This window comes from Streptomyces sp. NPDC052101, assembly GCF_040680235.1.
Taxonomy (GTDB): Bacteria; Actinomycetota; Actinomycetes; order Streptomycetales; family Streptomycetaceae; genus Streptomyces.
In genome coordinates this window covers 101,785-126,201 of sequence record NZ_JBFAWH010000011.1, presented here as the reverse complement: position 1 = coordinate 126,201, position 24,417 = coordinate 101,785, and the positions used below count along the sequence as shown (strand labels likewise).

Below are 24,417 nucleotides of genomic sequence, written 5' to 3'. Positions count from 1 at the left end.
GCGAGCCGGCGGTTGGTCACCACCGGATGGGTGACCCGGTTGAGCGCCGGGCGGCCGGGAGCCGTATCCGAAGGAGCTGAGGCATGCTTGGCCCACTGGACCGGAGGAACAGATGAGGGTGACACGACTGCTGCCGGCCGCCGCGGCCGTACTGGCGCTGGCGGGCTGCGGTGCGGGCGGGGACACCAGGGCGGTCCCGCCCACCGCGACCGGCAGCCTGGAGAGCCTGGCCGCCGAGGTGAAGTGCAAGCCGAACATGCAGACCGACGCCGATGAACTCCGGCAGGCCATCTGCAGGAACGGCGACGGCAGGTTCATCCTCGCCACCTTCGCCACCGACCGCGGCCAGCGCGAGTGGATCAACGACGCGAAGGACTACGGCGGTTTCTACCTCGTCGGCCGCAAGTGGGTCGCCGTCGGTGACGACGGGGTCGTCAAGGCGCTGCGCTCCACGCTCGGCGGGGATGTGGAGATGGGCACGAACCACTCCTCCCACTCCATGCACAGCGGCTGAGACGGCGGAGGCACACGGAAAGGCCGGTGACGGGAGGGGGGTCCGTCACCGGCCTCGTTCCGTGGCCCGTGTCAGGGGGTCATGCGCACTTCTGGCCGTTGTTGATGCAGTTGGCGATCCTGTTGGCCAGGCCGCCGTTCGTGACGCTGATGAAGTCGTCGTGATCGGTGATCGGCTTGTGCAGCTCCTCAGGGAAGCCGTCGACCGCGTAGGCGTTCTTCACGGTTCCGTCCGCCTGGACGACGGGCTGCGGCACGTTGTAGACCAGGCGCATCGTCAGCTGCGGGATCGCCTTGAATCCGTTCGGGCAGACCCCGCTCGCGGGATCGGCGAAGGCCACGTGCGTACGGTGGTTGGCGCTGTCGATGTTCACGCCGTCCCAGCAGCTCTGGAAGGCGAACGAGCGCACCACCTTGCTGCCCTGCGGACAGATCGGGTACTGCGTGGTCAGCTGCACCTTGTTCTCGAAGCCGGTGCAGCTCCAGTGCGCGTTGGCGTTGGCCGTGCCGTTGACGAAGGCCTTGGCGTCACCGGTGATGATGCGCAGGAACTGCGGCATCGCGACGACCTTGCTGGACGGGTTGCCGACGTACTTGATCTGCGCCTGCTGGGCGACCAGGATCTTGCCGACGTTGAGGTCCTTGCCGCCGCCGTCGGCGTTCGCGTCCTTCTCCTGCGTGCCGTCCTGCTCGCGGATCACCGGCCAGTAGTACGCCGACAGGTCGTTCCGGTTCTGGCAGCTGGTGCCGCCCTGCAGGAAGGTCTGGTTGCTGGAGAACGCGTTGACCTTCTGGTTGCCCACGTAGTCGTGCACGTGGTGGGCACCGTTGGTCACACCGGGCGCGACGATCACGTTGTCGCTGTTGTGGTTCTGGTTGGCGTTCACGCCGCAGCGCGTGATGAACGTGCCCGTCGAGGCGTTGCCGGAGTTCTGCGGCTTGCCCTGGACGTTCGGGGCGACCTTCGTGATGTCCACGAAGTCCGCCGCGGCCGGCCCGTCACCGCCTTGGCCACCGTTGTTGCCCTGCTGCTGACCGCCGTTGTTGTTGCCTTGCTGCTGGCCGCCGTTGTTCTGCTGTTGACCACCGTTGTTCTGCTGCCCCCCGGCGGTGGTCTGGTTGGCGGCCTGCGTCGTGCAGGCGGCGAGTTGGCTCAGCGCGTTGTTGAAGGAACCGCCGACACGCTGGATGTCGATCCGGATCCGGTCGATCGTCGCCGTCCGTTTGTCCTTGAGGGGACCGACGATCGCGTTCTGCACGAAGCTCGGATCACTGGCCTGCGCGTTCCGGGTCGAGGCGAGCCGGGTGTAGGCCTCGGTGATCTGCTTGTCGAGGTTGGCCAGCTCCGTCGCCACGCCCTGGCGGGCCGAGTAGGGCACGTGCATCAGCTTCTGGCCGACGTCCGGACAGGAGATCGTCGCGACCTGCGCCGTGGCGGCCTTGGTCTGGTTGCCTCCCCATGCCTGGTTGTTCGATTCATGCGCAGAGGCATAGAAGTTCGCCCAGATCAGCCCGCCCCCACCGAGCGCTAGGGCCGCCGATGCGGCTATGGCCTTCGCGGCCAGCGGCGTACGGCGTTTTCGTGTGTTGCGTCCCATGGAACTCCTCTGACTTCCTTGCGGGGCAGCATCGAGGCGCCCGACAGGAGTGAAGCGGCGCCCTTCCATACGCACGCCGCCTCAGAGGTGTTCACCGGTTTCACAAATTCCTCGGAGAAACAGGGGAGTTGGCAGGTCACACCAGTCCCGTTCACCAGTCCCGGTCACCGGTCCCGGGTCACCGGTCCCGGTCGAGGTACGCGAGCACCGCCAGCACGCGCCGGTTGTCGTCGTCCGACACCTCCAGGCCCAGCTTGGTGAAGATGTTGGAGGTGTGCTTGGCGATGGCCCGTTCCGTCACCACCAGCTGGGCCGCGATGGCCGCGTTCGACCGGCCCTGCGCCATCAGCTCCATCACCTCCAGCTCGCGCGGGGTGAGTCCCGCGAGCGGCCGGTCGTCGTTCGCCCGCCGGGACAGCAGCTGCTGGATGACCTGCGGGTCCATCGCCGTACCGCCGGCCGCCACGCGCCGTACGGCGTCGATGAACTGCTCGGCGTCGAAGACCCGGTCCTTCAGCAGATAGCCGATCCCGCCGTTGCCGTCGGCGAGCAGCTCGCGCGCGTACAGCTGCTCCACATGCTGGGAGAGCACCAGCACCGGCAGCCCCGGCCGCGCCTTGCGGGCCGCGAGCGCGCACTGCAGGCCCTCGTCGGTGTGCGTGGGCGGCAGCCGTACGTCGACCACGGCCACGTCCGGCTCCAACTCGGCCAGCGCCCGGGTGAGTTCGGGGCCGGACTCGACGGCGGCGGCGATCTCGAAGCCGAAGGCCTGAAGCATCCGCACCAGCCCGTCGCGCAGCAGGAAGAGGTCTTCGGCTAGGACAACGCGCACGGGATCTCCATCGTCACCAGGGTGGGGCCGCCGGCGGGGCTGCTGACGGCCAGGACGCCGTCGAATGTACCGAGCCGGCGTTCGATCCCGGCGAGCCCCGACCCGGCGCCGATCACCGCGCCGCCCCTGCCGTTGTCGGTGACCGTGATCCGCAGCCGGCCGTCGGTGTGGTGCAGGTCGGCCCAGAGCCGGTCGGCGCCGGAGTGCTTGACGGCGTTGGTGAGCACCTCGCTGACCGCGAAGTAGGCCGCCGACTCGACCGGGGCCTCCGCGCGGCCCGGCAGGTCCACACTCACCTCGGCCGGCAGGGGCAGCCGCAGCGCGAGGGCCCGTACGGCGTCGCCGAGCCCGCGTTCGGCGAGGACCGGCGGATGGATGCCGCGCACCAGGTCGCGCAGCTCCTCCAGCGCCTCGGCGGAGTTCCGGCGGGCCTGGGCGAGCAGCCGCTTCGCCTGCGCCGGGTCGTGTTCCACCAGCATCTCGATGGTGCCGAGGTCCATGCCCATGGCGACCAGCCGGGCCTGTGCCCCGTCGTGCAGGTCCCGTTCGATGCGGCGCAGTTCGGCGGCGGAGCTGTCCACGGCGTCGCGCCGGGTCTCGGTCAGTACCCGGACCCGCTCGGCGAGTTCCGCGTCGCCGCCCAGCACGGCCCGGGTGAGCCGGAAGTGCGCGGTCAGCAGGCGCGGGGTGAGGCGCCAGCCGACGGCGAGGATCACGGCGCCGAGCGCGGCCGCGCCGACGGCGCTCACCTCGCCGGACACCGGCACGAAGGCGTACCAGTAGGTGTCGCCCGGACCGTGCACGTACGCCCGCCACAGCCCGGCCGCCAGCAGGAAGCCCTCGACCGGGTAGAACACCAGCACGGCCGGTACCAGCGCGGTGACGAAGCCCGCGGTCATGTCCACCGGCAGCCAGAGCACGTCCCGCCGCACCTGCGGGTCCCGGAGCAGGGCGGCCGTGCGCGACCACGGGTTGGCGCTCTTCGGGAGCGGCTGGTACACCGCCGGGATCCGGATCCCGCACCACTCCGCCGCGAGCTTCCTGCGGGCGTCCGCGAGAGCCCGTACGGCGGTGAGGATCGCCGGAGTGGTGACGAGCCCGACGCCGAGCGGGATGAGCGCGACGGAGACGAGGGTCAGGACGAGAAACGCCACACCGCAGGGCAGCACCACGAGGGCCAGCACGAGCCCCTGCACGGCGGCCAGCAGTGCCTCCCTGGCCAGGGTGCGGAAGTCGCTTCTCTTCGTATCGGTGTTCATGCCGTCAGTCTCACGGACGGCGGAGCGCGGGTCACTCGCCCGAGGACCCGTCTTCGGGGGTGGTGCCAGGTACACCATCGGCCCCGGCCAGCACCTTCGCCTCCGTCTCGGGGGCGAGGCCGACGGGCGGGCGGTCCGGCCGCAGCGGTGCCTCGCCGCCGATCTCCGTCAGCCAGCGCCAGGTGTCCGCGACCGTCTCGGCGGCCGGGCGGCATGCCAACCCGGTGGCCAGCGCCCGTGAGACGTCGGTGCGGTGCACGCACTCGTACAGCTCGCTGTCCGGTGGCGTCCACACCGGCAGTTCGGTCCACGGTTGGATCCCGGCGGCCAGGATCGCCTCCGGGCCGGTCCAGCGCAGCTCGGCGTCCGCGCCGGTGACCCGGACACACAGGTCGAGCAGCTCGCCCATGGTGCTGTGCCCCGGCGGGCCGATCAGGTCGTACGGCCCGCTCAGCGACCGCTCCACCGCTCCTAGGAGCCATGCGGCCAGGTCGCGGGCGTCGATGAACTGGACCGGCAGCTCGCGCGGCCCGGGGGCCAGCACCGGGCCGCCGCGGGCGATCCGGGCCAGCCACCAGGGCAGCCGGCCCACGTTCTCGTACGGGCCGAGGATCAGCCCGGCCCGCACCAGCAGTGAGTCCGCCGCGCCGAAGGCCTCGACGGCGGCGAGTTCGCCGCCCCGCTTGTCCCGTGCGTAGTCGGTCGCCCCGGCGTCGGCGGCGGCGCCCTCGACCAGCGCCCCGGTGCCGGCGGCCCGGCCCAGGCTGGGCCAGGGCCAGGCGTACACGGACCGGCTGGAGACGTACGCGTACCGCGCGGCCCTGCCCCGCAGCAGCCGGGCCGCCGCGAGCACGGCACGGGGCTCGCCCGACCAGGTGTCGATCACGGCGTCCCAGGAGCCCGCGTCGGCGGCCAGTGCGGCGAGGCCGTCGGACGCGGTCCGGTCGCCGTACAACGACCGGACCCCGGGCGGGGGTTGGTGCCGCCCGCGATGGAAGGCGGTCACCTCCCAGCCGCGCGCCACCGCGGCCTCGGCGACCGCCCGCCCCACGAACTCCGTACCGCCCAGCACCAGAAGTCTCATGCGCTGATCGTGCCCGCTCGGGACGCGCGGCGGCAGGGGAATCTGCCGAGGGCAGAGCGGACCGGAGGGGTCAGCGGCCGGTCGGCGGGGTGTACTTGTAGCCGACCCGGCGCACCGTCTGGATCGCCTGGCGGTGCTCGACGCCGAGCTTGCGGCGCAGCCGGGCGATGTGCACGTCGACGGTGCGGCCGTCGCCGACATGGCCGTAGCCCCACACCGTGGTGACCAGCTGGTCGCGGGTGTGCACCCGGTGCGGATGCGCCACCAGGTGCGCGAGCAGCTCGAACTCCAGGTAGGTGAGGTCGAGTTCCCGGCTGCCGATGCCGGCGGTGCGCCGCACGGTGTCGATCCGCACCAGCGGTTCGGCGCCCGGGCCGGCGTCCGCGTCGGGGGCCGGCTGCGGCTGGTCGGGCACCGCGACCGGCAGGAACGGCGGCCGCTGGTCGGCCGGGACCAGCACCAGGTAGCCGACCATCGGCGGCTGGCCGGGCAGGGTGGGCAGGGTGTGCTGCGGCGCGGGCAGCCAGGTGGCGCCCGGCGGCAGGAAGTCCGCGACGTCTACCACCTCGTCCCGGTCGACGGCGCGCAGCCGGTGCCGGGCGGGGGCGGTCAGGGTGGAGGCGGAGGAGAGAGAACGAGAGGTCGCCATGAGAGGTCAGCTCTTTCGCGCGAGAAGTTCGTCGGTCGGGGCGACGGCCGCGATTCGTGGTCGGGGCTCGCCGGGGGACGTACGTCGCTTCGCGCTGGCCGAAGGCCGGGGGTGACGGCTTTAGAGGGCCCGCGCGTTCGTCGCGCGGCAACACACCCGGTCGAAGTCGTGGTGCTGACGGGAGGGCCAGAAGGGCTCGAGGTCATGGCGACCCGTCGCGGTGATCTTCTGGAAGCTGGCCATGGGCCCATTGAAGCAGACACCGGCGCCGGGCAGGAGTCTCCTCTCACTGCTTGGACACTTCCTTGGCGGGAAGTTGACGCGGGATGTGCCGCCGGACCGGCTATTCGGCCCTTGCCGCTGGCCACGAGCCTGCTCGGCCGGACACCACCCCGTCCATATGCCGAGACGGAGCCGTCGGCCACCACTGCCGCCGCCGTCAGCGCGCCAAGGTGTGCACCCCACGAATGATCAACGCCGTTCCCTTCCCCAGCCCCACGACCAGACCCACGACCAGCGTCGCGTCGCGGCATTGCCGCAGGGGACGACGGCGACGACTGAGGGCCCCGCACCTCGCGGCGGCTGCCGCCGAGTTCGGGCTGTTCGCCGGCGTGGACACGCCGCAGGGGCGCTCGCCGTGGTGGCGGGCGCCCCTGGGGGAAAGCGGGGCGGATCAGACCTGGGCGGCCTTCTCCAGGGCGGAGCAGCAGGTGTCCACCAGCAGGCGGGTCACCACGTACGGGTCGACGTTGGCGTTGGGGCGGCGGTCCTCGATGTAGCCCTTGCCGTCCTTCTCGACCTGCCACGGGATGCGGACCGAGGCACCGCGGTCGGAGACGCCGTAGGAGAACTCGTCCCACGGGGCCGTCTCGTGCAGGCCCGTCAGGCGCTCGTCGATGCCGGCGCCGTAGTTCTTGACGTGGTCGAGCGGCTTGGAGCCCTCGCCGAGCGACTCGCACGCGGTGATGATGGCGTCGTAGCCCTCGCGCATCGCCTTGGTGGAGAAGTTGGTGTGCGCGCCCGCGCCGTTCCAGTCGCCCTTGACCGGCTTGGGGTCGAGGGTCGCGGAGACGCCGAAGTCCTCGGCGGTGCGGTACAGCAGCCAGCGGGCCACCCACAGGTGGTCGGAGACCTCCAGCGGGGAGACCGGGCCGACCTGGAACTCCCACTGGCCGGGCATGACCTCGGCGTTGATGCCGGAGATGGCGAGACCCGCCTTCAGGCAGTTCTCCAGGTGGGCCTCGACGATGTCACGGCCGAAGATCTCGTCGGCGCCGACACCGCAGTAGTAACCGCCCTGCGGGGCCGGGAAGCCGCCCTCGGGGAAGCCGAGCGGGCGGGTGCCGTCGAAGAAGGTGTACTCCTGCTCGATGCCGAAGATCGGCTCCTGCGCGGCGAACCGCTCCGCGACCTCGGCGAGCGCGGCCCGCGTGTTGGACCGGTGCGGGGTCATGTCGGTGTCGAGGACCTCGCACAGCACCAGGATGTCGTCGCCGCCGCGGATCGGGTCGGGGCAGGTGAAGACCGGCTTGAGCACGCGGTCCGAGGAGTGGCCCTCGGCCTGGTTGGTGGAGGAGCCGTCGAAGCCCCAGATCGGCAGCGCGTCGAGACCGGCCGGGGCACCCGTGATGATCTTCGTCTTGGAACGGAGCTTGGCCGTCGGCGCGGTGCCGTCGATCCAGATGTACTCAGCCTTGAAGGTCACGGGGCCACATCCTTCGGGGGTGGGTCGGGCGCACTCGGTGCGGGTGCTGCGGCGCTACGGCACCGGGGCGCCGCGTCGATCTGCCCGGCAGCCTGTCAACAGGCGATTTCCCGGCCGTTGCTCGTATGTGAACCCCGTGTTACCTGGGGGTTCTGTGTCACGGCTCACGTGGTGAGGTGCGCGGCGGAGCCGCACACCGGACGCGGCCCCGCACCCCTTCGGGACCGCATACGACGTCGTGCGCGCCCCGCGCGGATCCGCCGCCTGTTCCTCCTCGACCCGGCCCACTGCTCCGCCGGGTCAAGACGGCGTATCCGCCGCGCGCCCTGGACGTGCGGGTCCCGCTGCTCGTGGCCGCGAACAGCGGGACCCTCACCGCTTTCCTGTCCGGTGCCCGAGCCTCACCCCACCTTCTCGATCAGCGCATGGCGGATGAGGAACTTGCCGGGCTCCCGGACCTGTTCGAAGGCCGCGTTGTTGAGCAGCGCACAGCTGCCGGAGACCGAGGTGACCTTCACCGTCGTGGACTTGTTGTTGTCCAGGTTGGTGACCTTCAGGGTCGTCCCCGCCGGGAACTGGCTGCTGGACGCGGCCGGGGCGCCGCCCTCGCCGGAGAGCGTGACCGTGGAGCCCTTGCAGACCTGCTGGCCGGAGCCCGCGGCACCACCGGCACCCGCGCCACCGGCGGCGCTCTGCGAGGGCTGTGCACTCTGCTGCGCGCCGCCCGCCTGCTGCCCCGCCTGCTGACCGGAGCCGGTCTGCTGCCCGCTGCCCTGCTGAGCGCCGCTGCCCTGCTGAGCGCCGCTGCCCTGCTGGGCGCCGCTGACCCCGCCCTGCGCCGCCTGGGAGCCCTGAGCCGACTCCCCAACGGTGCATCCGGCGGCCTTCTGCTGGACCTCGATCTGTTTGATGACCGCCTCGCGGTTGGCGATCCGGGCCGCCGACTGCGCGTCCGGGTGCGCCTTCTGGTCCGCGATGAACCTGTCGTTGTTGCCGTGGGCCGTGGCCAGCCCCTGGCAGACGGTCGAGTCCCCGGCGGACAGGGTCTTGGCGCCCTGCGCCGGCTGGGCGGCGTTGGAGGTCGTGGCCAGTGCGAAGGCCCCGCCGCCCGCCACCGCCGCGGCACTGACGAGCAGCGCGATCTTCTTCTTCGTACCGAGAGTTCTCCTGCGCGACATGCGCGCCTCCTGAAGAGGTAGGGGAGCGTACGCCGCTATGTACGAGATACCGAACGGGGTTGCTCAGCCGTCGCAGGAGTCGGTGAAGTGGGCTGCGTCACACGAGTGTTGGGCGCAGCTCAGCCCTTGTTGTGCTCCAGGGCCTCCCGTACCGCGTCCTCGGAGCGCGCCACCAGGGCCGTTCCGTCGTCGGCGGTGATGATCGGCCGCTGGATGAGCCGGGGATGCTCCGCGAGGGCCGTGATCCACCGCTCCCGCGACGCCTCGTCCCGCGCCCAGTCCTTGAGCCCCAGCTCCTTCGCGTCCGCCTCCTGGGTCCGGGTGATGTCCCACGGCTCCAGGCCGAGCCGGTCGAGTACGGCCCTGATCTCGTCCTCGCTCGGCACGTCCTCCAGATAGCGGCGGACGGTGTACTCGGCCCCCTCGGCATCGAGCAGGCTGATCGCGCTACGGCACTTGGAGCAGGCCGGATTGATCCAGATTTCCATGCGGCACACGGTACTCGGCACCCGGCGGGACCAGGCGCAGCGCCTGCAGGGCCACCGACAGCTCGGCGACCGCGCGGGGGTCGCGCAGCGAGCGGCCGGTGAGTTCCTCCAGCCGGCGCAGCCGGTAGCGGACGGTGTTGCGGTGGCAGTACAGCTGCCGTGCCGCACCGGCCGCGGAGCCCCCGGCCGCGTACCACTGCTCCAGGGTCTCCAGCAGCCGGCCCCGTTCCTCGGGCGGCAGTTCCAGCACGCGCGCGAAGACCGCCTGCGCGATCCGGGCGGCCTCCTCCGGCGCCGCGGCCACCAGCGGCGCGAGGGGGCCGTCGTCGAACCGGACGACGCCCGTCGCCCCCTTCGGCACCCGGGCCAGTGCGAGGCGGGCCTGTCGCAGGGCCCTGGGGGTGTCGCGCAGGGCCCGGTACGCGGGGCTGAGGCCGACCCGGGACGCGGCGAAGCCGCCGAGGACGCGCAGGGCGGCCTCATCGCCGTCCGGACCACGGGTCGCCAAGACGCCGATCTGGAGGTCGGGCAACAGCCGCCAGGCCGAGCGGACCTGCTCGGCCAGCAGCCGGGGCTCGATGCCGGGCAGCCCCTCGCGTCCCGGCGCGGGGACACCGGCCGCCACCACGACGAAGGGCCCTTCGGTCGGCAGTCCGAGCGCGTCGGCGGCTTCCCAGAGGGTGGTGCGATCGGTCAGCGCGCCCGTGAACAGGGCCTCGACCAGCACGGAGCGCTCACGGTCGCGCTGGAGCAGCAGTTCCGAGGCGGTCTCCCGGTAGGCGTCGCTGGCCGCCGCCGCCAGGCCTTCGTTCACCCACCACGCGGCCAGGGCCACGATGGTGTCGGCGGTGACGGCGCCCGCGGCACGGGCCTCGGCCGCCAGCTCGGACCACAGGAACTCGGAGCCGACGCGGTAGGCGTGCAGCAGTTCCCCCAGCGGCGCTCCCTCGCGTGCCGCCCTGCGGCCCGTCTCCTGGGCCGGCTCCATGGCGCCCGTGCAGCCGTCGGCCAACTGCCCGAAGACCAGCTCGGCGTTGCGCCGGCAGGAGGCGGTCAGCTCCTCGAACGTGACGGGCCCCTGGCCGCCGTAGTAGCCGACCTCGGCGCGGATGCGGCGGGCCATGCGGAGGCCCAGGTCCTGGGCACGGCTCAGCAGTACGGCCGCGACCGGCGCGATCGCGGCGGGAGGCGGCGGTGTGCGGCTCATGACCGGCAGGTTACCGAGCGGCGCCCGGCGCACGGGAAGGTTGTGCACGGGCACAACCGGGCCAACTTGCCGCGGTGTGCGGGCACATGGTCCGCCGGGGCGAGGGCCACGACGATGTCGAAGACGTTACCGGCCGGTATCGGACCTGCGTTTCCGTCGTGATCCCGTCGTCACACCTCCCCAGGAGCACCCGTGCCCAGAGCCGCACTGACGAGCACCCGCACCACCGCCCGGCGGACCCGCCGCGCACGCAAGGCCATGACCTGGACGTCCGCCGCCGCCGGCGTGCTCCTGGCCGGCGCCCTCGGCACCGCCGCCCCCGCCGAGGCCTCGGTCCCGGGCGGCGGCGACCTGGCCGGCGGCGTCTATGTGGCGCTCGGGGACTCCTACGCCGCGGGCGCCGGCATCCCCGCCCAGTCCGCCGGCCTGTGCATGCGCTCCGACCACGACTACGGCCGGCTCGTCGCCCAGTCCCTGGCCCCGGGCGCGTACCGGGACGTGACCTGCGCCGGCGCCAAGGTCGGCGCACTCACCACGCCCCAGACCGACGCCGGTGCCATCGTCGTCAACGGCCCCCAGCTCGACGCCGTCACACCGGACACCACCCTGGTCACGCTCACCGTCGCGGGCGACAACCTCGGCACATCCGACTTCGGATTCGGCGATGTCGCCGCCATCTGCTCCGCCCTCTCCGTGACCGATCCGCTCGGCACCCCCTGCCGCGACTTCTACAAGGACACGCTCGGCGCGCGGCTGGACTCCGCCGGGGCGGAACTCGGCAGCGACCTGAAGCTGATCCACGCGCGCGCCCCGCGGGCGGCGGTACTGGTCGTCGGCTATCCGGCGGTGCTGCCCGACGATCCCGGGCAGTGCCTCGGCAAGCTGCCGGTCACGACCGGGGACCTGGGCTTCCTGCGCTCGGTCCTCGGCGAGCTGAACGACACGGTCGCCGCCACCGCCCGGGCCGGCGGCGCCACGTATGTGGACACGCTCACCCCGACCCGGGGCCATGACAGCTGCTCCGCCACTCCCTGGATCTCCGGGCTGTTCCCGACCTCGCCGACGCTGCCGCTCCATCCGTACCCCGCGGGGGAACGCGCCATGGCGGACGCCGTCCTGAACGCGCTGGGCCGCTGATCCGGCAAGGATCCACCGCCGCTGCGCCGCCGTTGCGCCGTACGGCCCCGCAGGGCGCTGTTCGAATTACATCCGCCTCACACGCATCGCCAAGACCCTGTGTGACGTGGCCACAATTCCCATCCCCACCTGGGGTGTTGTGCGCTCCTGCGGGCCTTCGATTGTCAGTGCCCGGCGGTAGACTGGAAGCAGTGTTCGAGGGCATCGCCGGACTGTCCGGTGGGTGCCCTGACTGCGACAGGAGGATGCCTGTGCCCGCTGCCGCCCTGAAGCCGAAGCCGTTGCCCACCCAGTCCACCGTCCAGCATCCCGTGCTGTTCGACTCGCCCTACGAGCCCGTGACGAAGCGGCCGCTGCCGGCCGGACGGCCGCGCGAGTGGTACGTCACCCACAACCGCCGTCTGAAGGCCATGCGCCTCGCCATAGCCCTGCTCGACTCGGGGATCTACCTCCCGGCCCAGGCCCGCGACGAGCGGATCCGCAGCGCGGCGCAGGAGATCGGCATGCGCCCGCCGTCCGACACGACCTGCCACATGGTCCGGGCGTTCATGCGCTACAGCCGCTGACCCCCGTCCACGGCGCCGGGTGCCCCGCGTTCCCTGGAGCACCCGGCGCCCCTCACCCACCGGCCACGTCCCCGCGATCCGGCACTCTCGCCGTCACCGGGGCGTCAGCGGTGGGTGCTTGTGTGGTCCGGTTGGGGCACCCGCCGCCGGGGATGCCGCACGGCGCGGGTATTCGTACGCGATGAAGGGGGAGAGCCATGCCCGACGCATGCTCCACCGTGCTCGACTGGCCGCTGGCCCGCGTGTGTCCGATGTCGCCGCCGCCGGCCCTCGGTGTGGTTCGCGACGGCCCGCCGACGCTGGTCCGCCTGCCGGCAGGCGCCGGTGAGGAACAGCTGGTGTGGTTGATCACCCGCCACGAGGATGTGAAGGCCGCTCTCAAGGACCCCCGGCTGAGCGCCGACGAGACCCGGCCCGGTTTTCCGTTACGCATCCCCGTGCCCGCCGACAGCCGGCCGAGCGGATTCCTGCGCATGGACGATCCGGAGCACGGCCGGCTGCGCCGGATGGTCGCCCCTGAGTTCACCGTGCGCCGGGTGCGCGCGCTGCGGCCCCGGGTCCAGGAGCTGACCAACCTGGCGGCCGACGCGCTGGCGGCCGGCCCGCAACCCGCGGACCTGGTAAGGGACTTCGCCACCAAGGTGTCGGCGCTGGTCATCGCCCGGCTGATGGGGATCCCGGACGAGCACACACCGTTCTTCCTGGAGCAGACCCAGATCCTGCTCACGGACGGTGACCCGGCCCTCTCCCTGGCGGCGCACCACCGGATCATCGCGTTCCTCGACGAGAACGCGCGCGCCAAGGAGCGCGACCCGGGTGACGACCTGGTCAGCCGTCTCGTCCTCAACCACGTGTCCACCGGCGAACTCGACCGCGCCGATTTCCTGGCCGTCCTCAAGCTGCTGCTCATCGCCGGCCATGAGTCGACCGCCACGCAGATCGCGGTCAGCACGCTGAGCCTGCTGACCGATGACGCGCTGCGCGCCGAGGTCCTCGCCGAGGGCGGTGCGCTCCTGCCGAAGTTCGTGGAGGAGTCGATGCGCTTCTGGTCGATCATCCAGGACGGCGTCGTGCGCCAGGCCACCGAGGACGTCCGCATCGGCGAGACCCTGGTCAGGGAGGGCGAGTCGGTGATGATCAGCCTGCTCGCCGCCAATCACGACGCCGCCGTCTTCCCCGACCCCGAGCGCCTCGACATCCACCGCGACGCCTCCGCCCATCTGCTGTGGGGCCATGGCGCCCACTTCTGCCTCGGCGCGTCGCTGGGCCGGCTGGAGGTGACCCTCGCCCTCGGCTCCCTCTTCACCAGGATGCCGACCCTCCGTCTGGCCTGCGAGGCGTCTCAGCTCCGCTTCCGTGAGAACCCCGTCTTCCACTGCCTTGCCGAGCTGCCCGTCGCCTGGTGACCGACGAGAAGTCCGCATGCGGAAAACGGGATGCGAGTGGTACGGCGGTCTCCCTACGCTGAACAAACGGCACGAAGCCGACACACTCCACCCCAGCCACTCTCACCTCACGGGGGAGGTCCGTCATGCGTGGCATCGTCGCGTCCGGGACCGTCGTCCTGGTGATCCTCGGAATCGGAAACCATCTGTGGTGGCTCGCCGCCGTCGCGCTGCTGTATCTGTACGCGACGCACGGACGCGGTTCACCCGGCACCACACCACCCTCCGGCACGGGCACCGCGCCCCCGCCGGACAGTTACCGCACCTACCGCGAGCGCCGGGACCGGCAGGCCAAGTGGGAGCGGCGCTACCGCCGTGAGCGCCCCTACGAGGCCCGTCGGCAGGAGAGGGAGAAGAGCAGGTGAGGCGGAGGGCGCCCTGGGTCATAGACCGGGGGCGCCCCACACCGGGAACCAGCGGCTCAGGTCCTGCTCGATCCGCAGATCGTTCGCGAGTGCCGCCTTCACCTGGAGTTCCAGTGCGCTGTCCCGGCGCTCGCCGCCACCGGGCAGCGGGGCGAACGGGTAGAACGCGGCGCGCTTGTACAGATAGACCAGCGCCAGCCTGCGGCCGGCGTCATCCGTGAAGCCGGCCAGCGAGCACAGCAGCTGCGGGCCGAAGCCGTTGACCTCCATCGCGCTGTTCACCGCGTGCAGATCGTTGACCAGCTCCGGCAGCTGCTCCGGGCCGCGCGCGGAGACCAGCCAGGAGTAGCCGTAGTCGTCCCGCCGCAGCTCCACCGGCGGGCCACTGCGGTCGGTGTCCGCGTCCAGCAGCGCCTGCACCTCCCGGTGGGTCTGCTCGAAGGCGGCGCCCTCCACCGTGGCGAAGCACACCGCGCCGGTCCCGGTCGGTGTGAAACCGGCCGCGGCCTGCAGGGTCACGGCCGCCGACGGCAGCGCGAAGAGCTGGTCGAGATCGGGCGCGACCGGTTTCGTACGACCCAGCAGGATGTCCAGCAGCCCCAATGCTCAGCCCGCCTTCCGCAGTGCCATGGGTTCAGCCCGCCTTCCCGGGAGTGGTGGCCTCGCCCAGCTCCGCCGAGATCCGGCCCAGCTGGTCCAGCCGCTGCTCCAGTGTCGGGTGCGTGGAGAAGAACCGCTCGATGCCCGGCTCCTTGCCGGTCGCCGGGGTGAAGTAGAAGGCGTTGAAGGCCTGGGCCGTGCGCAGGTCCTTGGTCGGGATCCGGGCGATGTCCCCGGAGACCTTGGTGAGCGCCGAGGCGAGGGCCGAGGGGCGGCCGGTGAGATGCGCGGCCGCCCGGTCGGCCGCCAGCTCCCGGTACCGGGACAGCGCCCTGATCAGCAGGAAGCTGATCGCGTACACCGCCGCGGAGACGCCCATGACCGCGGCGAAGACGGCGGCGGTGTTCTGGTCCCTGCGACCTCCGCCGAAGATCTGCGAGTAGAAGGCGAACCGCACGATCAGCCCCGCCAGCACACCGAGGAAGGACGCGACCGTGATCACGGCGACGTCCTTGTGCGCCACGTGCGACAGCTCGTGCGCGAGCACGCCCTCCAGTTCGGCCGGCTCCAGCCGCCGTAGCAGCCCCGTGGTCACGCAGACCACGGCGTGGTCGGGATTGCGGCCGGTCGCGAACGCGTTCGGCATATCCATGTCGGACACCGCGACCACCGGCTTGGGCATGTCGGCGATCGCGCACAGCCGGTCGACTACCGCGTGCAGCTCGGGATACTCCTCCCGTTCCACGACCCGCCCGTGCATCGCGAACATGGCGATCCGGTCGGAGAACCAGAACTGCGCCACGAACATCGCTCCGACCAGCACGACGACCAGCACCCAGGACCTCAGCAGCGTGATCAACGCGGCGATGAAGCCCACGTACAGCAGACCGAGCAGGAACAGCGTGAGCCCCATGCGCACGGTCAGCCGTCGATCGCTCCGGAAGCGGCTCTGCATCTTGCATCACCCCGCAGTCAGGCACTCGTCCCGCTGTCCAGTGTGCACCTGCCCAATCCCATGAAGTGGTTCCGAACGGCCCTAGGAGCAGCAAAACGTACCTGTGAGCCGCCCTAGTGCGACGAGCCGAACTGCACCAGCCCGATCAGCACCATGACCACGATCACACAGCCGAACACCACGGCCGTCGACGCCCATGACGCCCGGCGCCGCACCGGATCGGCCTCGGCGCGGAAGGGCGCCGGGTCCGGCGGGCTCTCCTTCCAGCGCGCGGCGAGCATCCGGGCCCGGGCGGAGGGCTCCTTGTGCTCGGCGGAATTCGCCCACCGATGATCGAACTCCCGCTCCCAGTCGTCCTGTTCCGTCATCCCCGTTTCAACCTCTCTCGTCCGGCAGGGCCAGGAGGGATGATCCCCCGACAATAGGAAGTCTGGGAAGCACAAAAGGTTGCGTAAAAGGTCGCCCTCACCCCGCGTCCGGACCGCCCGGAGGCCCCTCGCCCGTGTCGTCCAGCTCCCGCCGTATCCGGCGCCAGGCCCGGATGATCCGCGGCAGCCTGCCGAGCACGTCGTCGATCTGCGCGAGCAGCAGCGTGACGCACCCGAACGCGGCGAGGACCGTCAGCGTGATGTCGTCCCAGCTCACCGCGGCACCCCCCGCTGTCACAGGCCGAGCAGGCCGCGGTCGGCCAGCCAGTCGAGGGCGGCCACGCCCAGCCGGTCCGGCGCCGCGAGCAACGCGGCCTCCACCGCGGGGAGGTCGGCGAGGGCGGCGGGCGCGTCCGAGCGGTCCAGGGCGGCGAGCCGCTCCATGACGGAGGCGACCACGGCGGGCCAGCCCGGCATGCCGAAGCAGGCGGCACCGAGGGTCGCCGCCGAGGCGGCCGAGAGCAGCACGCCTGCCCGCCAGCCCTGCTCGCGCATCACCTTCGCCGTGTACCGGACCCAGTCGCCGCTCCTCCGCACGAACTCCTCGGTCGGGGCGCCACTGCCCCGCAGGGTGAAGCGCGATCCCCCTGCCCACGGCAGATCCACGTCCGAGGCGACGGCCTGGAAGGCGAGCAGTGCCTCGGGCCCCTCCTCCCGGGCGGCGAGGAGGGCGGCCCGGGCCCTGCGGTGCAGGTCGGCGCTCTGCGCGAGGATCTCGCCGGCACTCGGCCCGCCGTCCGCCTCGCGGATCTCCTCCAGCGGCCCGTACCGCCAGGCCATGTCGACGAGCCCGACCGCCCCCGCACCGACCAGGACTTCCGGGTCGTCCGCAGCGACACCGGCCTGCGCCAGTACGGCGATCAGACCCTCGCTGTCCACCGTGCGCACCGGCCGCTCCGGCGCTGCCACCGGCATGGGGTCGTCCTGCGGGCGCTCGATCCCGACCCCGTGCTCCGCGAGGTCCTCGAAGATCGCGTCGGGTCCGCAGTCGACGTGGTCGGTGCCGTGCCGCCCGGAGCAGTCCTCGGGGCATTCCAGCTCCGCGCAGGATTCCGGATCGTCGGGCGCGCCCTCGTTGATCAGGTGGTAGGCGAGCCGGTGCGCGACCGCCTCGCGCGCGCAGATCATCTCCAGGCCCAGGCGGAAGTCCTCGTCCTTGAGAGCCGTGTCGTCCGGGCCGACGGACTCCGGTGGCTCGGGGGTGTCCCTGGTGGCCCAGGCGTACGCCGACTCCAGGGACACATACAGCCAGGCGATCCGCAGCGGCTCCACGGTCCCTTCGTCCGCGAGCCGGGCGACGGCCTCGGCCGCCTCGCGCACGCTCGTGACACCGGCCAGATACCGCTCGCGCCTCGCCTCCCACAGGGCTGCCTCGGTCCGCACCCGTTCGGCGTCCCGGACCAGCCGGGCATCGCGTGACCGACGTGCCCGTGTCACCAGCCGGGTCAGACAGGGGCGGCATCCGAACAGCCCGGACGTCGGTGTCGGCCCGAGCGGTACGGGTGCCAGGTCCTCGCCGAACGGTTCGTCGCACAGACAGCAGTGCAGGCCGCCGACCTGGCGGGAGGTGGGCCGGCCTGGCAGCGCGGCACGGATCGTGGCATGGGCGTAGGCAGGGATGTGCATGCGCGCAACTCCTCGGGCGAAGGCGCTCCGTCGGCGCCCTCTCCATGCTCACCTCGCCGATGGGCCGCGAGTCACGGTTTGGCGGGCGGGACGGCGAACTTGACGAAAGCTGACTCCGCCCTGGCCTGCGGCTTCTACGGTGTTGCCGAACATGACACCCCGAAGGGGAGGAACTCAGGTGTCTGCCTCCACCGTCTCGCCCCAACCAGGGGGCCCGCACCGGGAGTTGGCCGAGGCGCTGCAGGAACTGCACCGCGCGGCCGGCCGGCTGAGCTTCCGGAAGGTGAGCACGCTCATCCGCGGCCGCGAGGACCTGCTGTCGGACGCCAGCCATGAGAGCGTGCGGTCCGCCGTCAACGGGATACGGGTGCCGCGCTGGGAAACCGTCCACGACATCGTCATGGTCCTGGCCGGGCGGTGCAGCCCGTCGCGCGACGAGCACTCCGAGACCGCCCGGTTCCTGCCGCTGTGGCGCGCGATCCACGAAGGGGAGTCGGGCGCGCTGAAGTCGTTCCAGGAGCTGCTGGGCGGCGGCTGGGGCGGTGAGGACGGCAGGTGGACCCCGGAGCTGGTCATAGGCGCGTTGATCAATCCCTTCAGCGCCATCGAGATCCATCCCTCGCTCGCCGTGCCGCACGAGCCGCTGGTGTCGGAGGACACGTGGGTCCGCGCGATGGTCAGGTTCATCGAGGAGCAGGGGGCCGAACACGCGCTGCGGGTGCTGCTGCACACGCTCAAGGGCGACTATGTGGGGGCCGAGGAGGGCGCGCCGTACGGCTACCGGAATCCCGACCGGGAGGCCATGGAGGCGTACGCGGCGTTCCGGTACGGCTGCCGGGAGATCCTCAGGCGCCTTCGCCGCGAGCCCAATCTCCTCGCGGAGTCGATCCTTGCCATGCGCGCCGACGAGACGATGGACCGGGACGACCGGGCCGAGATGCTGGAGAACGAATCGGACCTGAGCCTCATGCGCGAGGTGATGATCGTGACTCCGGACACCTGGGACGAGGTCTCGGAGGACGCGCATCACATGGTCTTCGGCTATCTGATCAAGCAGATCAGCCCGGTGGGCCCGCTCGGCCTGCCCGAGGCCGAGCGGTTCCGGATCGTCTGGCGGGTGCCGGAGCCGCCGGACGAGTGAGCGGTCAGCCGAGCGACTCGGCCGACGGTACGACGACGCCGTACAGGTCGTCGATCGTCGCGAGCGCGCTGTGGTGGAGCTGCTCGGCGGACACCTCGGCGACGGCGGTGCGCAGCGGCCGGGTCGCGCAGGCGTCGGCGACGACGGTCGGCCGGTTGCCGCGCAGGAAGGCGCCCTGGGCGGTGAACACCACGCACATATGGGTCATGAACCCCGCGATCACCAGGTCCTTGTGCCCGGCGGTGTCCACGTGCGCGGCCAGATCGGTGTCGTGGAACGCGTTCGGCACCTGCTTGACGACCACCGCCTCGCCCTCGGCCGGCGCGACCTTCGGGTGGATCCGGCCGATCTCCTCGCGGATGTCGTACGGCGTTCCCGCGCCGCCGTCGTTGATGACGTGCACGACCGTCGCGCCCGCGGCGCGCGCCCGGGCCAGCAGCTCGGCGCCCGCGTCCAGGGCGGCCAGCCAGCCCTCCAGTTCCATCACGTCACGGGTGTAGGTGTTCTGGTAGTCGATGAGGATCAGGGTCGAATCGGCGAGCGAGGCCGGGGTCTGATCGAAGCCGTTGAGGTCACGCAGAGTCGTCGTAGCCATGTCCCTCACGCTATGAGTGGCCTGCCCATGTCAGCAATGTCGTGTAACTTGCAGATCCGGACATGCCGCTCGCCCTGGCCGGAGACCGTCGGCGACACCCGGGCCGAACACGACCGAGGCCCCCCGGCACGAGCCGAGGGGCCTGCTGATCCCGGGGGATCGGTCTGTCACACGTCGAAGTACAGCTCGAACTCGTGCGGGTGCGGACGCAGCTGGAGCGGCGCGATCTCGTTGGTGCGCTTGAAGTCGATCCACGTCTCGATCAGGTCCGGCGTGAAGACGTCGCCCTGGAGGAGGAACTCGTGGTCGGCCTCGAGCGAGTCGAGGACGGCCGGCAGGGAGGTCGGGACCTGGGCGACGTTCGCGTGCTCCTCGGGAGCCAGCTCGTACAGGTCCTTGTCGATCGGCTCGGCCGGCTCGATCTTGTTCTTGATGCCGTCCAGACCCGCGAGGAGCAGCGCCGAGAAGGCGAGGTACGGGTTGCCGGAGGAGTCGGGCGCGCGGAACTCGACGCGCTTGGCCTTCGGGTTGGAGCCGGTGATCGGGATACGCATGGCCGCGGAGCGGTTGCGCTGCGAGTACACCAGGTTGATCGGCGCCTCGAAGCCCGGCACCAGACGGTGGTACGAGTTCACCGTCGGGTTGGTGAAGGCCAGCAGCGACGGGGCGTGCTTGAGGATGCCGCCGATGTAGTAGCGGGCGGTGTCCGACAGGCCCGCGTAACCGGCCTCGTCGTAGAAGAGCGGGTCGCCGTTGCTCCACAGCGACTGGTGCACGTGCATGCCCGAGCCGTTGTCACCGAAGATCGGCTTCGGCATGAAGGTCGCGGTCTTGCCGTTGCGCCAGGCCACGTTCTTCACGATGTACTTGAAGAGCTGGAGGTCGTCGGCCGCGGCGAGCAGCGTGTTGAACTTGTAGTTGATCTCCGCCTGGCCGGCGGTGCCCACCTCGTGGTGCTGGCGCTCGACCTTCAGGCCGGCCGCCTCCAGCTCCAGGGAGATCTCGGCGCGCAGGTCGGCGAAGTGGTCGACCGGCGGGACCGGGAAGTAGCCGCCCTTGTAGCGGACCTTGTAACCGCGGTTGTCCTCGACGGCGCCGGTGTTCCAGGCGCCCGCCTCGGAGTCGATGTGGTAGAAGCTCTCGTTCGCGCTGGTCGCGAAGCGGACCGAGTCGAAGACGTAGAACTCGGCCTCGGGACCGAAGTACGCGGTGTCCGCGATACCGGTCGACGCCAGGTACGCCTCCGCCTTCTTCGCCACGTTGCGCGGGTCACGGGAGTACTGCTCGCCCGTGATCGGGTCGTGGATGAAGAAGTTGATGTTGAGGGTCTTGTCCCGGCGGAACGGGTCCACGCGGGACGTGGACAGGTCGGCGCGCAGGGCCATGTCGGACTCGTGGATGGCCTGGAAACCACGGATCGACGATCCGTCGAAGGCCAGCTCCTCGTCGGGGTCGAACGCCTCGACGGGCACCGTGAAGTGCTGCATGACGCCCGGCAGGTCGCAGAAGCGGACGTCGATGAACTTGACGTCCTCGTCCGCGATGAACTTCTTGGCCTCGTCGGCGTTCTGGAACATCCAGCTCCTCCTACTCCCGACCGTCCTCGCCGGGGTGGTAGATCGTTCGTGCGGCCAGTGCGGTGGCACACGCTGGCCTCGACCCTAGGGACGGGTGATTTCTCGGGCGTGACCCATTTGTTTCGCAGAAGTTAACCGGTCACGTATCCACCGTAGCCCCGACACACCCCTCGGCGTAGTGTCCGAATCCGGGCGCAGTACCGTGGACGGGTGGACAACAGGCAAGCACTCGGATCGTGGCTCTCCGGGCCCCGCGCGGCCATGGAAGAGGCCGGTGCGGACTTCGGCTACCGGGGTGAGCAGCTCGGCCTGCCCGAGGAGGGGCCGAACTCCATCGCCCGGCCCGGCCGGCGGCTCGGCGCGCTCGCCGTGGACTGGGGCCTGAGTGTCCTGATCGCATACGGCTTGATCACGGACGGCTACAAGGTCCCGGCCACCAACAACTGGGCGCTCGGCGTCTTCTTCGTCATGAGCGTGCTGACCGTGGGCACGATCGGCTTCACGCCGGGCAAGCGGCTGTTCGGCATCCGGGTCGTGGCCCTGGAGACCGGCACGGCCAACCCGCTGCGCTCGCTGCTCCGCACGGTGCTGCTGTGCCTCGCGATTCCGGCGCTGGTCTGGGACCGGGACGGCCGCGGCCTGCACGACCGGCTGGCGAAGACCGTAGAGGTCCGGATCTGACCGTCCGCGGCCGCGGGCCCGTCCTGGCTTTTCGCAACCCGGCATGCACCCGTGCCCGCCAATGGCCCGGATGCCCTCATCCAGTTGCCCGGTCAAACCCCCGGCGGCATCGTACGCGGTATGACCGATACACAGGATGTGATGGCGGCCGAGGTGACTCCCGAGGTCTTCCGGGACGCCATGGCGCGCTTTCCGTCGGGCGTGGTGGTGGTGACCGCCCGCTGTGAGGACGGCACCCCGCGCGGCTTCACGGCCAGCTCCTTCTGTTCGGTCTCCCTCGAGCCGCCGCTGATCCTGGTGTGCCTCGCGGACGCGGCCGATTCGGCGGCGGTCTTCGCCGGGTGCGACCACTTCGCGGTGAGCGTGCTGGCTCCCGAGCACCAGCCGCTGGCCCTGCTGTTCGCCACCAAGGGCGCCGACAAGTTCTCCGACGCCCTGCTGCAGCCGAGCCCCGCCGGGCTGCCGGCCGTGCAGCAGGCGCCGGTGCAGCTGGACTGTGCCGCATACGCGCGTTACCCGGCCGGGGATCACACGATCCTGATCGGCCGGGTAACGGGAGTACGGCTGGGCGAGGGGTCGCCGATGGTCTACTGCGGGCGGGAGTTTCGGAGGCTGAACTGACCGGCGGCGGCCGGCAGGGGGCTCAGCGGCCCTTCGGCATCCGCATGCCCTTGGGCATGGGGCCCTTCGGCACCGGCATGTTGCTCATCAGGTCGCCCATGGCCCGCAGCCGGTCGTTGGTGGCCGTCACCTGGGGGCCGGTGAGCACGCGCGGGAACTTCAGCATGGTCGTGCGCAGCTTCTTCAGCTCGACCTGGCCCTCGCCGGTGCCGACGATCACGTCGTGCACGGGGACGTCCGCGACGATGCGGTTCATCTTCTTCTTCTCGGCGGCCAGCAGGCCCTTCACCCGGTTCGGGTTGCCCTCGGCGACCAGCACGATGCCGGCCTTCCCGACCGCCCGGTGCACCACGTCCTGGCTGCGGTTCATCGCCACCGCCGGAGTCGTCGTCCAGCCCCGGCCGATGTTGTCCAGTACGGCGGCCGCGGCGCCCGGCTGACCCTCCATCTGGCCGAAGGCGGCGCGCTCGGCCCGGCGGCCGAACACGATCGCCGTCGCCAGCACGGCGATCAGCAGGCCGAAGATGCCCAGGTAGACGGGGTGGCCGAGCAGAAAGCCGATCGCGAGAAAGACAGCGAGGGTGCCGATGCCGACGGCCCCGAGTACAAGACCGATCTTCTTGTCGGCCTTGCGGGTCATCTTGTATGTGAGAGCGATCTGCTTCAGTCGCCCTGCGTTCGCGGCGTCCGCCGCGGTTTCCTTCCTCGCCATGCCACGAAGTCTACGTGCCCCGGGGAGCGCCTTCGACGGCAGTGCCCGGTGAGGAGGGACTGCGGAGGGGCTCAGGAGCGGCCGGCGGCCTGCTCCAGGACACGCTGCGTCTCGACCCGGTCCTTGGCACGACGTCGGTCCTCCAGCACAGAGGTCCACGCGTTGCGGCGGGCGGTGCGCTGACCGCCGCTCATGAGCAGGGACTCGACGGCGCGCAGGGCGTCGGTGAAGGACGGGATGGCGGTGGCGCGTACGGGCGCGGCCTGCATGATCGAGGTCCCCCCTCGGAAGCGGGTGGTGTACGAGGCGTGATACCAGAGTCACTGATTGGTGTTACCAGGGCGTGTCCGACCGGTCAAACGCCAATGAAGCCTTGATACAGAGCGCTGAAACGCTGACGCGGCCCTGATGCCCGCCCTCATCAGCGAGGACGGTCAGGACCGCGTCGAGTTGGCCATTACTGGCCGGTAATCACTTGTGCGTGAATTCACACAGCCTGGGCGGCGATGTAGGTACCGCGCTTCTCGATCGCCATCTGGTAGAGGCGCCCGGCGCGGTACGAGGACCGCACCAGCGGACCCGACATCACACCGGAGAAGCCGATCTGCTCGGCCTCCTCCTTCAGCTCCACGAACTCCTGCGGCTTCACCCAGCGCTCGACGGGGTGGTGCCGGACGGAGGGGCGCAGGTACTGGGTGATGGTGACCAGCTCGCAGCCGGCGTCGTGCAGCTGCTTCAGCGCCTCGCTGACCTCCTCGCGGGTCTCGCCCATGCCGAGGATCAGGTTGGACTTGGTCACCAGGCCGAAGTCGCGGGCCTCGGTGATGACCTTCAGGGAGCGCTCGTAGCGGAAGCCGGGGCGGATCCGCTTGAAGATCCGCGGGACCGTCTCGACGTTGTGCGCGAAGACCTCGGGCCGGGCGGAGAAGACCTCGGCCAGCTGCTCGGGAACCGCGTTGAAGTCGGGGGCCAGCAGCTCGACCTTCGTACGGCCGCCCTCGCGCTCCGCCGTCTGCTGGTGGATCTGGCGCACGGTCTCGGCGTACAGCCAGGCGCCGCCGTCCTCCAGGTCGTCGCGGGCGACGCCGGTGATGGTGGCGTAGTTCAGGTCCATCGTGACCACGGACTCGCCCACGCGGCGCGGCTCGTCGCGGTCCAGCGCCTCGGGCTTGCCGGTGTCGATCTGGCAGAAATCGCAGCGCCGGGTGCACTGGTCGCCGCCGATGAGGAAGGTCGCCTCGCGGTCCTCCCAGCACTCGTAGATGTTCGGGCAGCCGGCTTCCTGGCAGACCGTGTGCAGGCCCTCGCTCTTCACGAGGTTCTGCATCTTCGTGTACTCGGGGCCCATTTTCGCCCGGGTCTTGATCCACTCGGGCTTGCGCTCGATGGGGGTCTGGCTGTTGCGGACCTCCAGGCGCAGCATCTTGCGTCCGTCGGGTGCGACTGCGGACACGA

At 71.0% G+C, this 24,417-nt stretch carries 27 protein-coding genes; 8 read left to right on the top strand and 19 right to left on the bottom strand.

The window, feature by feature from the left end; all coding sequences use genetic code 11:
- The first annotated feature begins 112 nt into the window (after positions 1 to 112).
- Complete coding sequence (locus AB0L75_RS20895; protein WP_365182796.1) at positions 113 to 514, top strand: hypothetical protein; 402 nt, start codon at positions 113 to 115, stop codon at positions 512 to 514.
- A gap of 79 nt (positions 515 to 593) precedes the next feature.
- Here the strand turns inward: AB0L75_RS20895 and AB0L75_RS20890 are convergent, their stop codons facing one another.
- From AB0L75_RS20890 to AB0L75_RS20850, 9 genes are all read right to left on the bottom strand, one after another.
- Positions 594 to 2,111, bottom strand: a complete 1,518-nt coding sequence (locus AB0L75_RS20890) for a DUF1996 domain-containing protein (protein WP_365182795.1) — start codon at positions 2,109 to 2,111, stop codon at positions 594 to 596.
- A gap of 178 nt (positions 2,112 to 2,289) precedes the next feature.
- Complete coding sequence (locus AB0L75_RS20885) at positions 2,290 to 2,943, bottom strand: response regulator transcription factor (protein ID WP_365182793.1); 654 nt, start codon at positions 2,941 to 2,943, stop codon at positions 2,290 to 2,292.
- A complete protein-coding gene (locus AB0L75_RS20880; RefSeq protein WP_365182791.1) occupies positions 2,928 to 4,202 on the bottom strand; it encodes a sensor histidine kinase in 1,275 nt (424 codons plus the stop codon). The genes AB0L75_RS20885 and AB0L75_RS20880 overlap by 16 nt, the downstream gene beginning before the upstream one ends.
- 31 nt (positions 4,203 to 4,233) lie before the next feature.
- Complete coding sequence (locus AB0L75_RS20875; RefSeq protein WP_365182789.1) at positions 4,234 to 5,286, bottom strand: NAD-dependent epimerase/dehydratase family protein; 1,053 nt, start codon at positions 5,284 to 5,286, stop codon at positions 4,234 to 4,236.
- A 70-nt stretch (positions 5,287 to 5,356) separates the two neighbouring features.
- Positions 5,357 to 5,935, bottom strand: coding sequence for a winged helix-turn-helix domain-containing protein (locus tag AB0L75_RS20870; protein WP_365182787.1), 579 nt, complete (start codon positions 5,933 to 5,935; stop codon positions 5,357 to 5,359).
- A gap of 673 nt (positions 5,936 to 6,608) precedes the next feature.
- On the bottom strand, positions 6,609 to 7,640 hold the full coding sequence (gene glnII / locus AB0L75_RS20865; protein ID WP_365182785.1) for a glutamine synthetase: 1,032 nt from the start codon (positions 7,638 to 7,640) through the stop codon (positions 6,609 to 6,611).
- 401 nt (positions 7,641 to 8,041) lie between these two features.
- Positions 8,042 to 8,818 (bottom strand): hypothetical protein, encoded by a 777-nt coding sequence (locus AB0L75_RS20860; RefSeq protein WP_365182783.1) that lies wholly within the window; start codon positions 8,816 to 8,818, stop codon positions 8,042 to 8,044.
- A gap of 119 nt (positions 8,819 to 8,937) precedes the next feature.
- Complete coding sequence (locus AB0L75_RS20855) at positions 8,938 to 9,306, bottom strand: arsenate reductase family protein (RefSeq protein ID WP_365182781.1); 369 nt, start codon at positions 9,304 to 9,306, stop codon at positions 8,938 to 8,940.
- Positions 9,266 to 10,513 carry a helix-turn-helix domain-containing protein gene (locus tag AB0L75_RS20850; RefSeq protein WP_365182779.1) on the bottom strand — a complete coding sequence of 416 codons (1,248 nt, stop codon included), beginning with the start codon at positions 10,511 to 10,513 and terminating at the stop codon, positions 9,266 to 9,268. The genes AB0L75_RS20855 and AB0L75_RS20850 overlap by 41 nt, the downstream gene beginning before the upstream one ends.
- Positions 10,514 to 10,705: 192 nt before the next feature.
- On the opposite strand from AB0L75_RS20850, the gene AB0L75_RS20845 reads away from it, so the two are divergent.
- From AB0L75_RS20845 to AB0L75_RS20830, 4 genes are all read left to right on the top strand, one after another.
- Positions 10,706 to 11,650 (top strand): SGNH/GDSL hydrolase family protein, encoded by a 945-nt coding sequence (locus tag AB0L75_RS20845; protein WP_365182777.1) that lies wholly within the window; start codon positions 10,706 to 10,708, stop codon positions 11,648 to 11,650.
- Between the two features lie 251 nt (positions 11,651 to 11,901).
- Positions 11,902 to 12,216, top strand: coding sequence for a hypothetical protein (locus tag AB0L75_RS20840; RefSeq protein WP_365182775.1), 315 nt, complete (start codon positions 11,902 to 11,904; stop codon positions 12,214 to 12,216).
- Between the two features lie 197 nt (positions 12,217 to 12,413).
- The gene (locus AB0L75_RS20835; protein ID WP_365182774.1) at positions 12,414 to 13,622 is read left to right on the top strand and encodes a cytochrome P450; all 1,209 of its coding nucleotides are present in this window, start codon (positions 12,414 to 12,416) and stop codon (positions 13,620 to 13,622) included.
- A 125-nt stretch (positions 13,623 to 13,747) separates the two neighbouring features.
- Positions 13,748 to 14,026, top strand: coding sequence for a hypothetical protein (locus AB0L75_RS20830; RefSeq protein ID WP_365182772.1), 279 nt, complete (start codon positions 13,748 to 13,750; stop codon positions 14,024 to 14,026).
- Positions 14,027 to 14,044: 18 nt separating this feature from the next.
- On the opposite strand, the gene AB0L75_RS20825 is transcribed toward AB0L75_RS20830, so the two are convergent.
- The 5 genes from AB0L75_RS20825 to AB0L75_RS20805 form a co-directional block, all read right to left on the bottom strand.
- Positions 14,045 to 14,629 carry a hypothetical protein gene (locus AB0L75_RS20825; protein ID WP_365182771.1) on the bottom strand — a complete coding sequence of 195 codons (585 nt, stop codon included), beginning with the start codon at positions 14,627 to 14,629 and terminating at the stop codon, positions 14,045 to 14,047.
- Positions 14,630 to 14,660: 31 nt separating this feature from the next.
- On the bottom strand, positions 14,661 to 15,581 hold the full coding sequence (gene htpX / locus AB0L75_RS20820) for a zinc metalloprotease HtpX (protein WP_365182769.1): 921 nt from the start codon (positions 15,579 to 15,581) through the stop codon (positions 14,661 to 14,663).
- 113 nt (positions 15,582 to 15,694) lie between these two features.
- Positions 15,695 to 15,949, bottom strand: a complete 255-nt coding sequence (locus AB0L75_RS20815; protein ID WP_365182767.1) for a hypothetical protein — start codon at positions 15,947 to 15,949, stop codon at positions 15,695 to 15,697.
- A 97-nt stretch (positions 15,950 to 16,046) separates the two neighbouring features.
- Entirely contained in the window at positions 16,047 to 16,226 is a 180-nt protein-coding gene (locus AB0L75_RS20810; protein ID WP_365182766.1) for a hypothetical protein, read from the bottom strand.
- Positions 16,227 to 16,243: 17 nt separating this feature from the next.
- On the bottom strand, positions 16,244 to 17,635 hold the full coding sequence (locus AB0L75_RS20805) for a hypothetical protein (protein ID WP_365182765.1): 1,392 nt from the start codon (positions 17,633 to 17,635) through the stop codon (positions 16,244 to 16,246).
- A gap of 178 nt (positions 17,636 to 17,813) precedes the next feature.
- On the opposite strand from AB0L75_RS20805, the gene AB0L75_RS20800 reads away from it, so the two are divergent.
- Positions 17,814 to 18,776, top strand: coding sequence for a hypothetical protein (locus AB0L75_RS20800; protein ID WP_365182763.1), 963 nt, complete (start codon positions 17,814 to 17,816; stop codon positions 18,774 to 18,776).
- Between the two features lie 4 nt (positions 18,777 to 18,780).
- Here AB0L75_RS20800 and AB0L75_RS20795 read toward each other — a convergent pair whose 3' ends face one another.
- Together AB0L75_RS20795 and glnA are read right to left on the bottom strand one after the other, a co-directional pair.
- Positions 18,781 to 19,371, bottom strand: coding sequence for an isochorismatase family protein (locus AB0L75_RS20795; protein WP_365182761.1), 591 nt, complete (start codon positions 19,369 to 19,371; stop codon positions 18,781 to 18,783).
- 167 nt (positions 19,372 to 19,538) lie between these two features.
- A complete protein-coding gene (gene glnA / locus AB0L75_RS20790; RefSeq protein ID WP_365182759.1) occupies positions 19,539 to 20,948 on the bottom strand; it encodes a type I glutamate--ammonia ligase in 1,410 nt (469 codons plus the stop codon).
- Between the two features lie 210 nt (positions 20,949 to 21,158).
- Here glnA and AB0L75_RS20785 point away from each other — a divergent pair, with 210 nt between their 5' ends.
- On the top strand, positions 21,159 to 21,629 hold the full coding sequence (locus AB0L75_RS20785; protein ID WP_365182757.1) for an RDD family protein: 471 nt from the start codon (positions 21,159 to 21,161) through the stop codon (positions 21,627 to 21,629).
- A gap of 120 nt (positions 21,630 to 21,749) precedes the next feature.
- Positions 21,750 to 22,250, top strand: coding sequence for a flavin reductase family protein (locus AB0L75_RS20780; RefSeq protein WP_365182756.1), 501 nt, complete (start codon positions 21,750 to 21,752; stop codon positions 22,248 to 22,250).
- A 22-nt stretch (positions 22,251 to 22,272) separates the two neighbouring features.
- Here AB0L75_RS20780 and AB0L75_RS20775 read toward each other — a convergent pair whose 3' ends face one another.
- The 3 genes from AB0L75_RS20775 to lipA all read right to left on the bottom strand — a co-directional run bounded on the left by AB0L75_RS20775 (position 22,273) and on the right by lipA (position 24,415).
- Entirely contained in the window at positions 22,273 to 22,962 is a 690-nt protein-coding gene (locus AB0L75_RS20775) for a DUF4191 domain-containing protein (protein ID WP_365182754.1), read from the bottom strand.
- A gap of 71 nt (positions 22,963 to 23,033) precedes the next feature.
- A complete protein-coding gene (locus AB0L75_RS20770) occupies positions 23,034 to 23,231 on the bottom strand; it encodes a hypothetical protein (protein WP_365182752.1) in 198 nt (65 codons plus the stop codon).
- 218 nt (positions 23,232 to 23,449) lie between these two features.
- Entirely contained in the window at positions 23,450 to 24,415 is a 966-nt protein-coding gene (lipA, locus tag AB0L75_RS20765; protein ID WP_365182751.1) for a lipoyl synthase, read from the bottom strand.
- Between the last annotated feature and the right edge of the window lie 2 nt (positions 24,416 to 24,417).

What these genes read in the sequence shown, in the direction of transcription:
- AB0L75_RS20895 (WP_365182796.1), top strand. Translation starts at nt 113, where the DNA reads ATGAGGGTGACACGACTGCTGCCGGCCGCCGCGGCCGTACTGGCGCTG.
- AB0L75_RS20890 (WP_365182795.1), bottom strand. Translation starts at nt 2,111, where the DNA reads ATGGGACGCAACACACGAAAACGCCGTACGCCGCTGGCCGCGAAGGCC.
- AB0L75_RS20880 (WP_365182791.1), bottom strand. Translation starts at nt 4,202, where the DNA reads ATGAACACCGATACGAAGAGAAGCGACTTCCGCACCCTGGCCAGGGAG.
- AB0L75_RS20875 (WP_365182789.1), bottom strand. Translation starts at nt 5,286, where the DNA reads ATGAGACTTCTGGTGCTGGGCGGTACGGAGTTCGTGGGGCGGGCGGTC.
- AB0L75_RS20870 (WP_365182787.1), bottom strand. Translation starts at nt 5,935, where the DNA reads ATGGCGACCTCTCGTTCTCTCTCCTCCGCCTCCACCCTGACCGCCCCC.
- AB0L75_RS20860 (WP_365182783.1), bottom strand. Translation starts at nt 8,818, where the DNA reads ATGTCGCGCAGGAGAACTCTCGGTACGAAGAAGAAGATCGCGCTGCTC.
- AB0L75_RS20855 (WP_365182781.1), bottom strand. Translation starts at nt 9,306, where the DNA reads ATGGAAATCTGGATCAATCCGGCCTGCTCCAAGTGCCGTAGCGCGATC.
- AB0L75_RS20850 (WP_365182779.1), bottom strand. Translation starts at nt 10,513, where the DNA reads ATGAGCCGCACACCGCCGCCTCCCGCCGCGATCGCGCCGGTCGCGGCC.
- AB0L75_RS20835 (WP_365182774.1), top strand. Translation starts at nt 12,414, where the DNA reads ATGCCCGACGCATGCTCCACCGTGCTCGACTGGCCGCTGGCCCGCGTG.
- AB0L75_RS20830 (WP_365182772.1), top strand. Translation starts at nt 13,748, where the DNA reads ATGCGTGGCATCGTCGCGTCCGGGACCGTCGTCCTGGTGATCCTCGGA.
- htpX (WP_365182769.1), bottom strand. Translation starts at nt 15,581, where the DNA reads ATGCAGAGCCGCTTCCGGAGCGATCGACGGCTGACCGTGCGCATGGGG.
- AB0L75_RS20815 (WP_365182767.1), bottom strand. Translation starts at nt 15,949, where the DNA reads ATGACGGAACAGGACGACTGGGAGCGGGAGTTCGATCATCGGTGGGCG.
- AB0L75_RS20805 (WP_365182765.1), bottom strand. Translation starts at nt 17,635, where the DNA reads ATGCACATCCCTGCCTACGCCCATGCCACGATCCGTGCCGCGCTGCCA.
- AB0L75_RS20795 (WP_365182761.1), bottom strand. Translation starts at nt 19,371, where the DNA reads ATGGCTACGACGACTCTGCGTGACCTCAACGGCTTCGATCAGACCCCG.
- glnA (WP_365182759.1), bottom strand. Translation starts at nt 20,948, where the DNA reads ATGTTCCAGAACGCCGACGAGGCCAAGAAGTTCATCGCGGACGAGGAC.
- AB0L75_RS20780 (WP_365182756.1), top strand. Translation starts at nt 21,750, where the DNA reads ATGACCGATACACAGGATGTGATGGCGGCCGAGGTGACTCCCGAGGTC.
- AB0L75_RS20775 (WP_365182754.1), bottom strand. Translation starts at nt 22,962, where the DNA reads ATGGCGAGGAAGGAAACCGCGGCGGACGCCGCGAACGCAGGGCGACTG.
- AB0L75_RS20770 (WP_365182752.1), bottom strand. Translation starts at nt 23,231, where the DNA reads ATGCAGGCCGCGCCCGTACGCGCCACCGCCATCCCGTCCTTCACCGAC.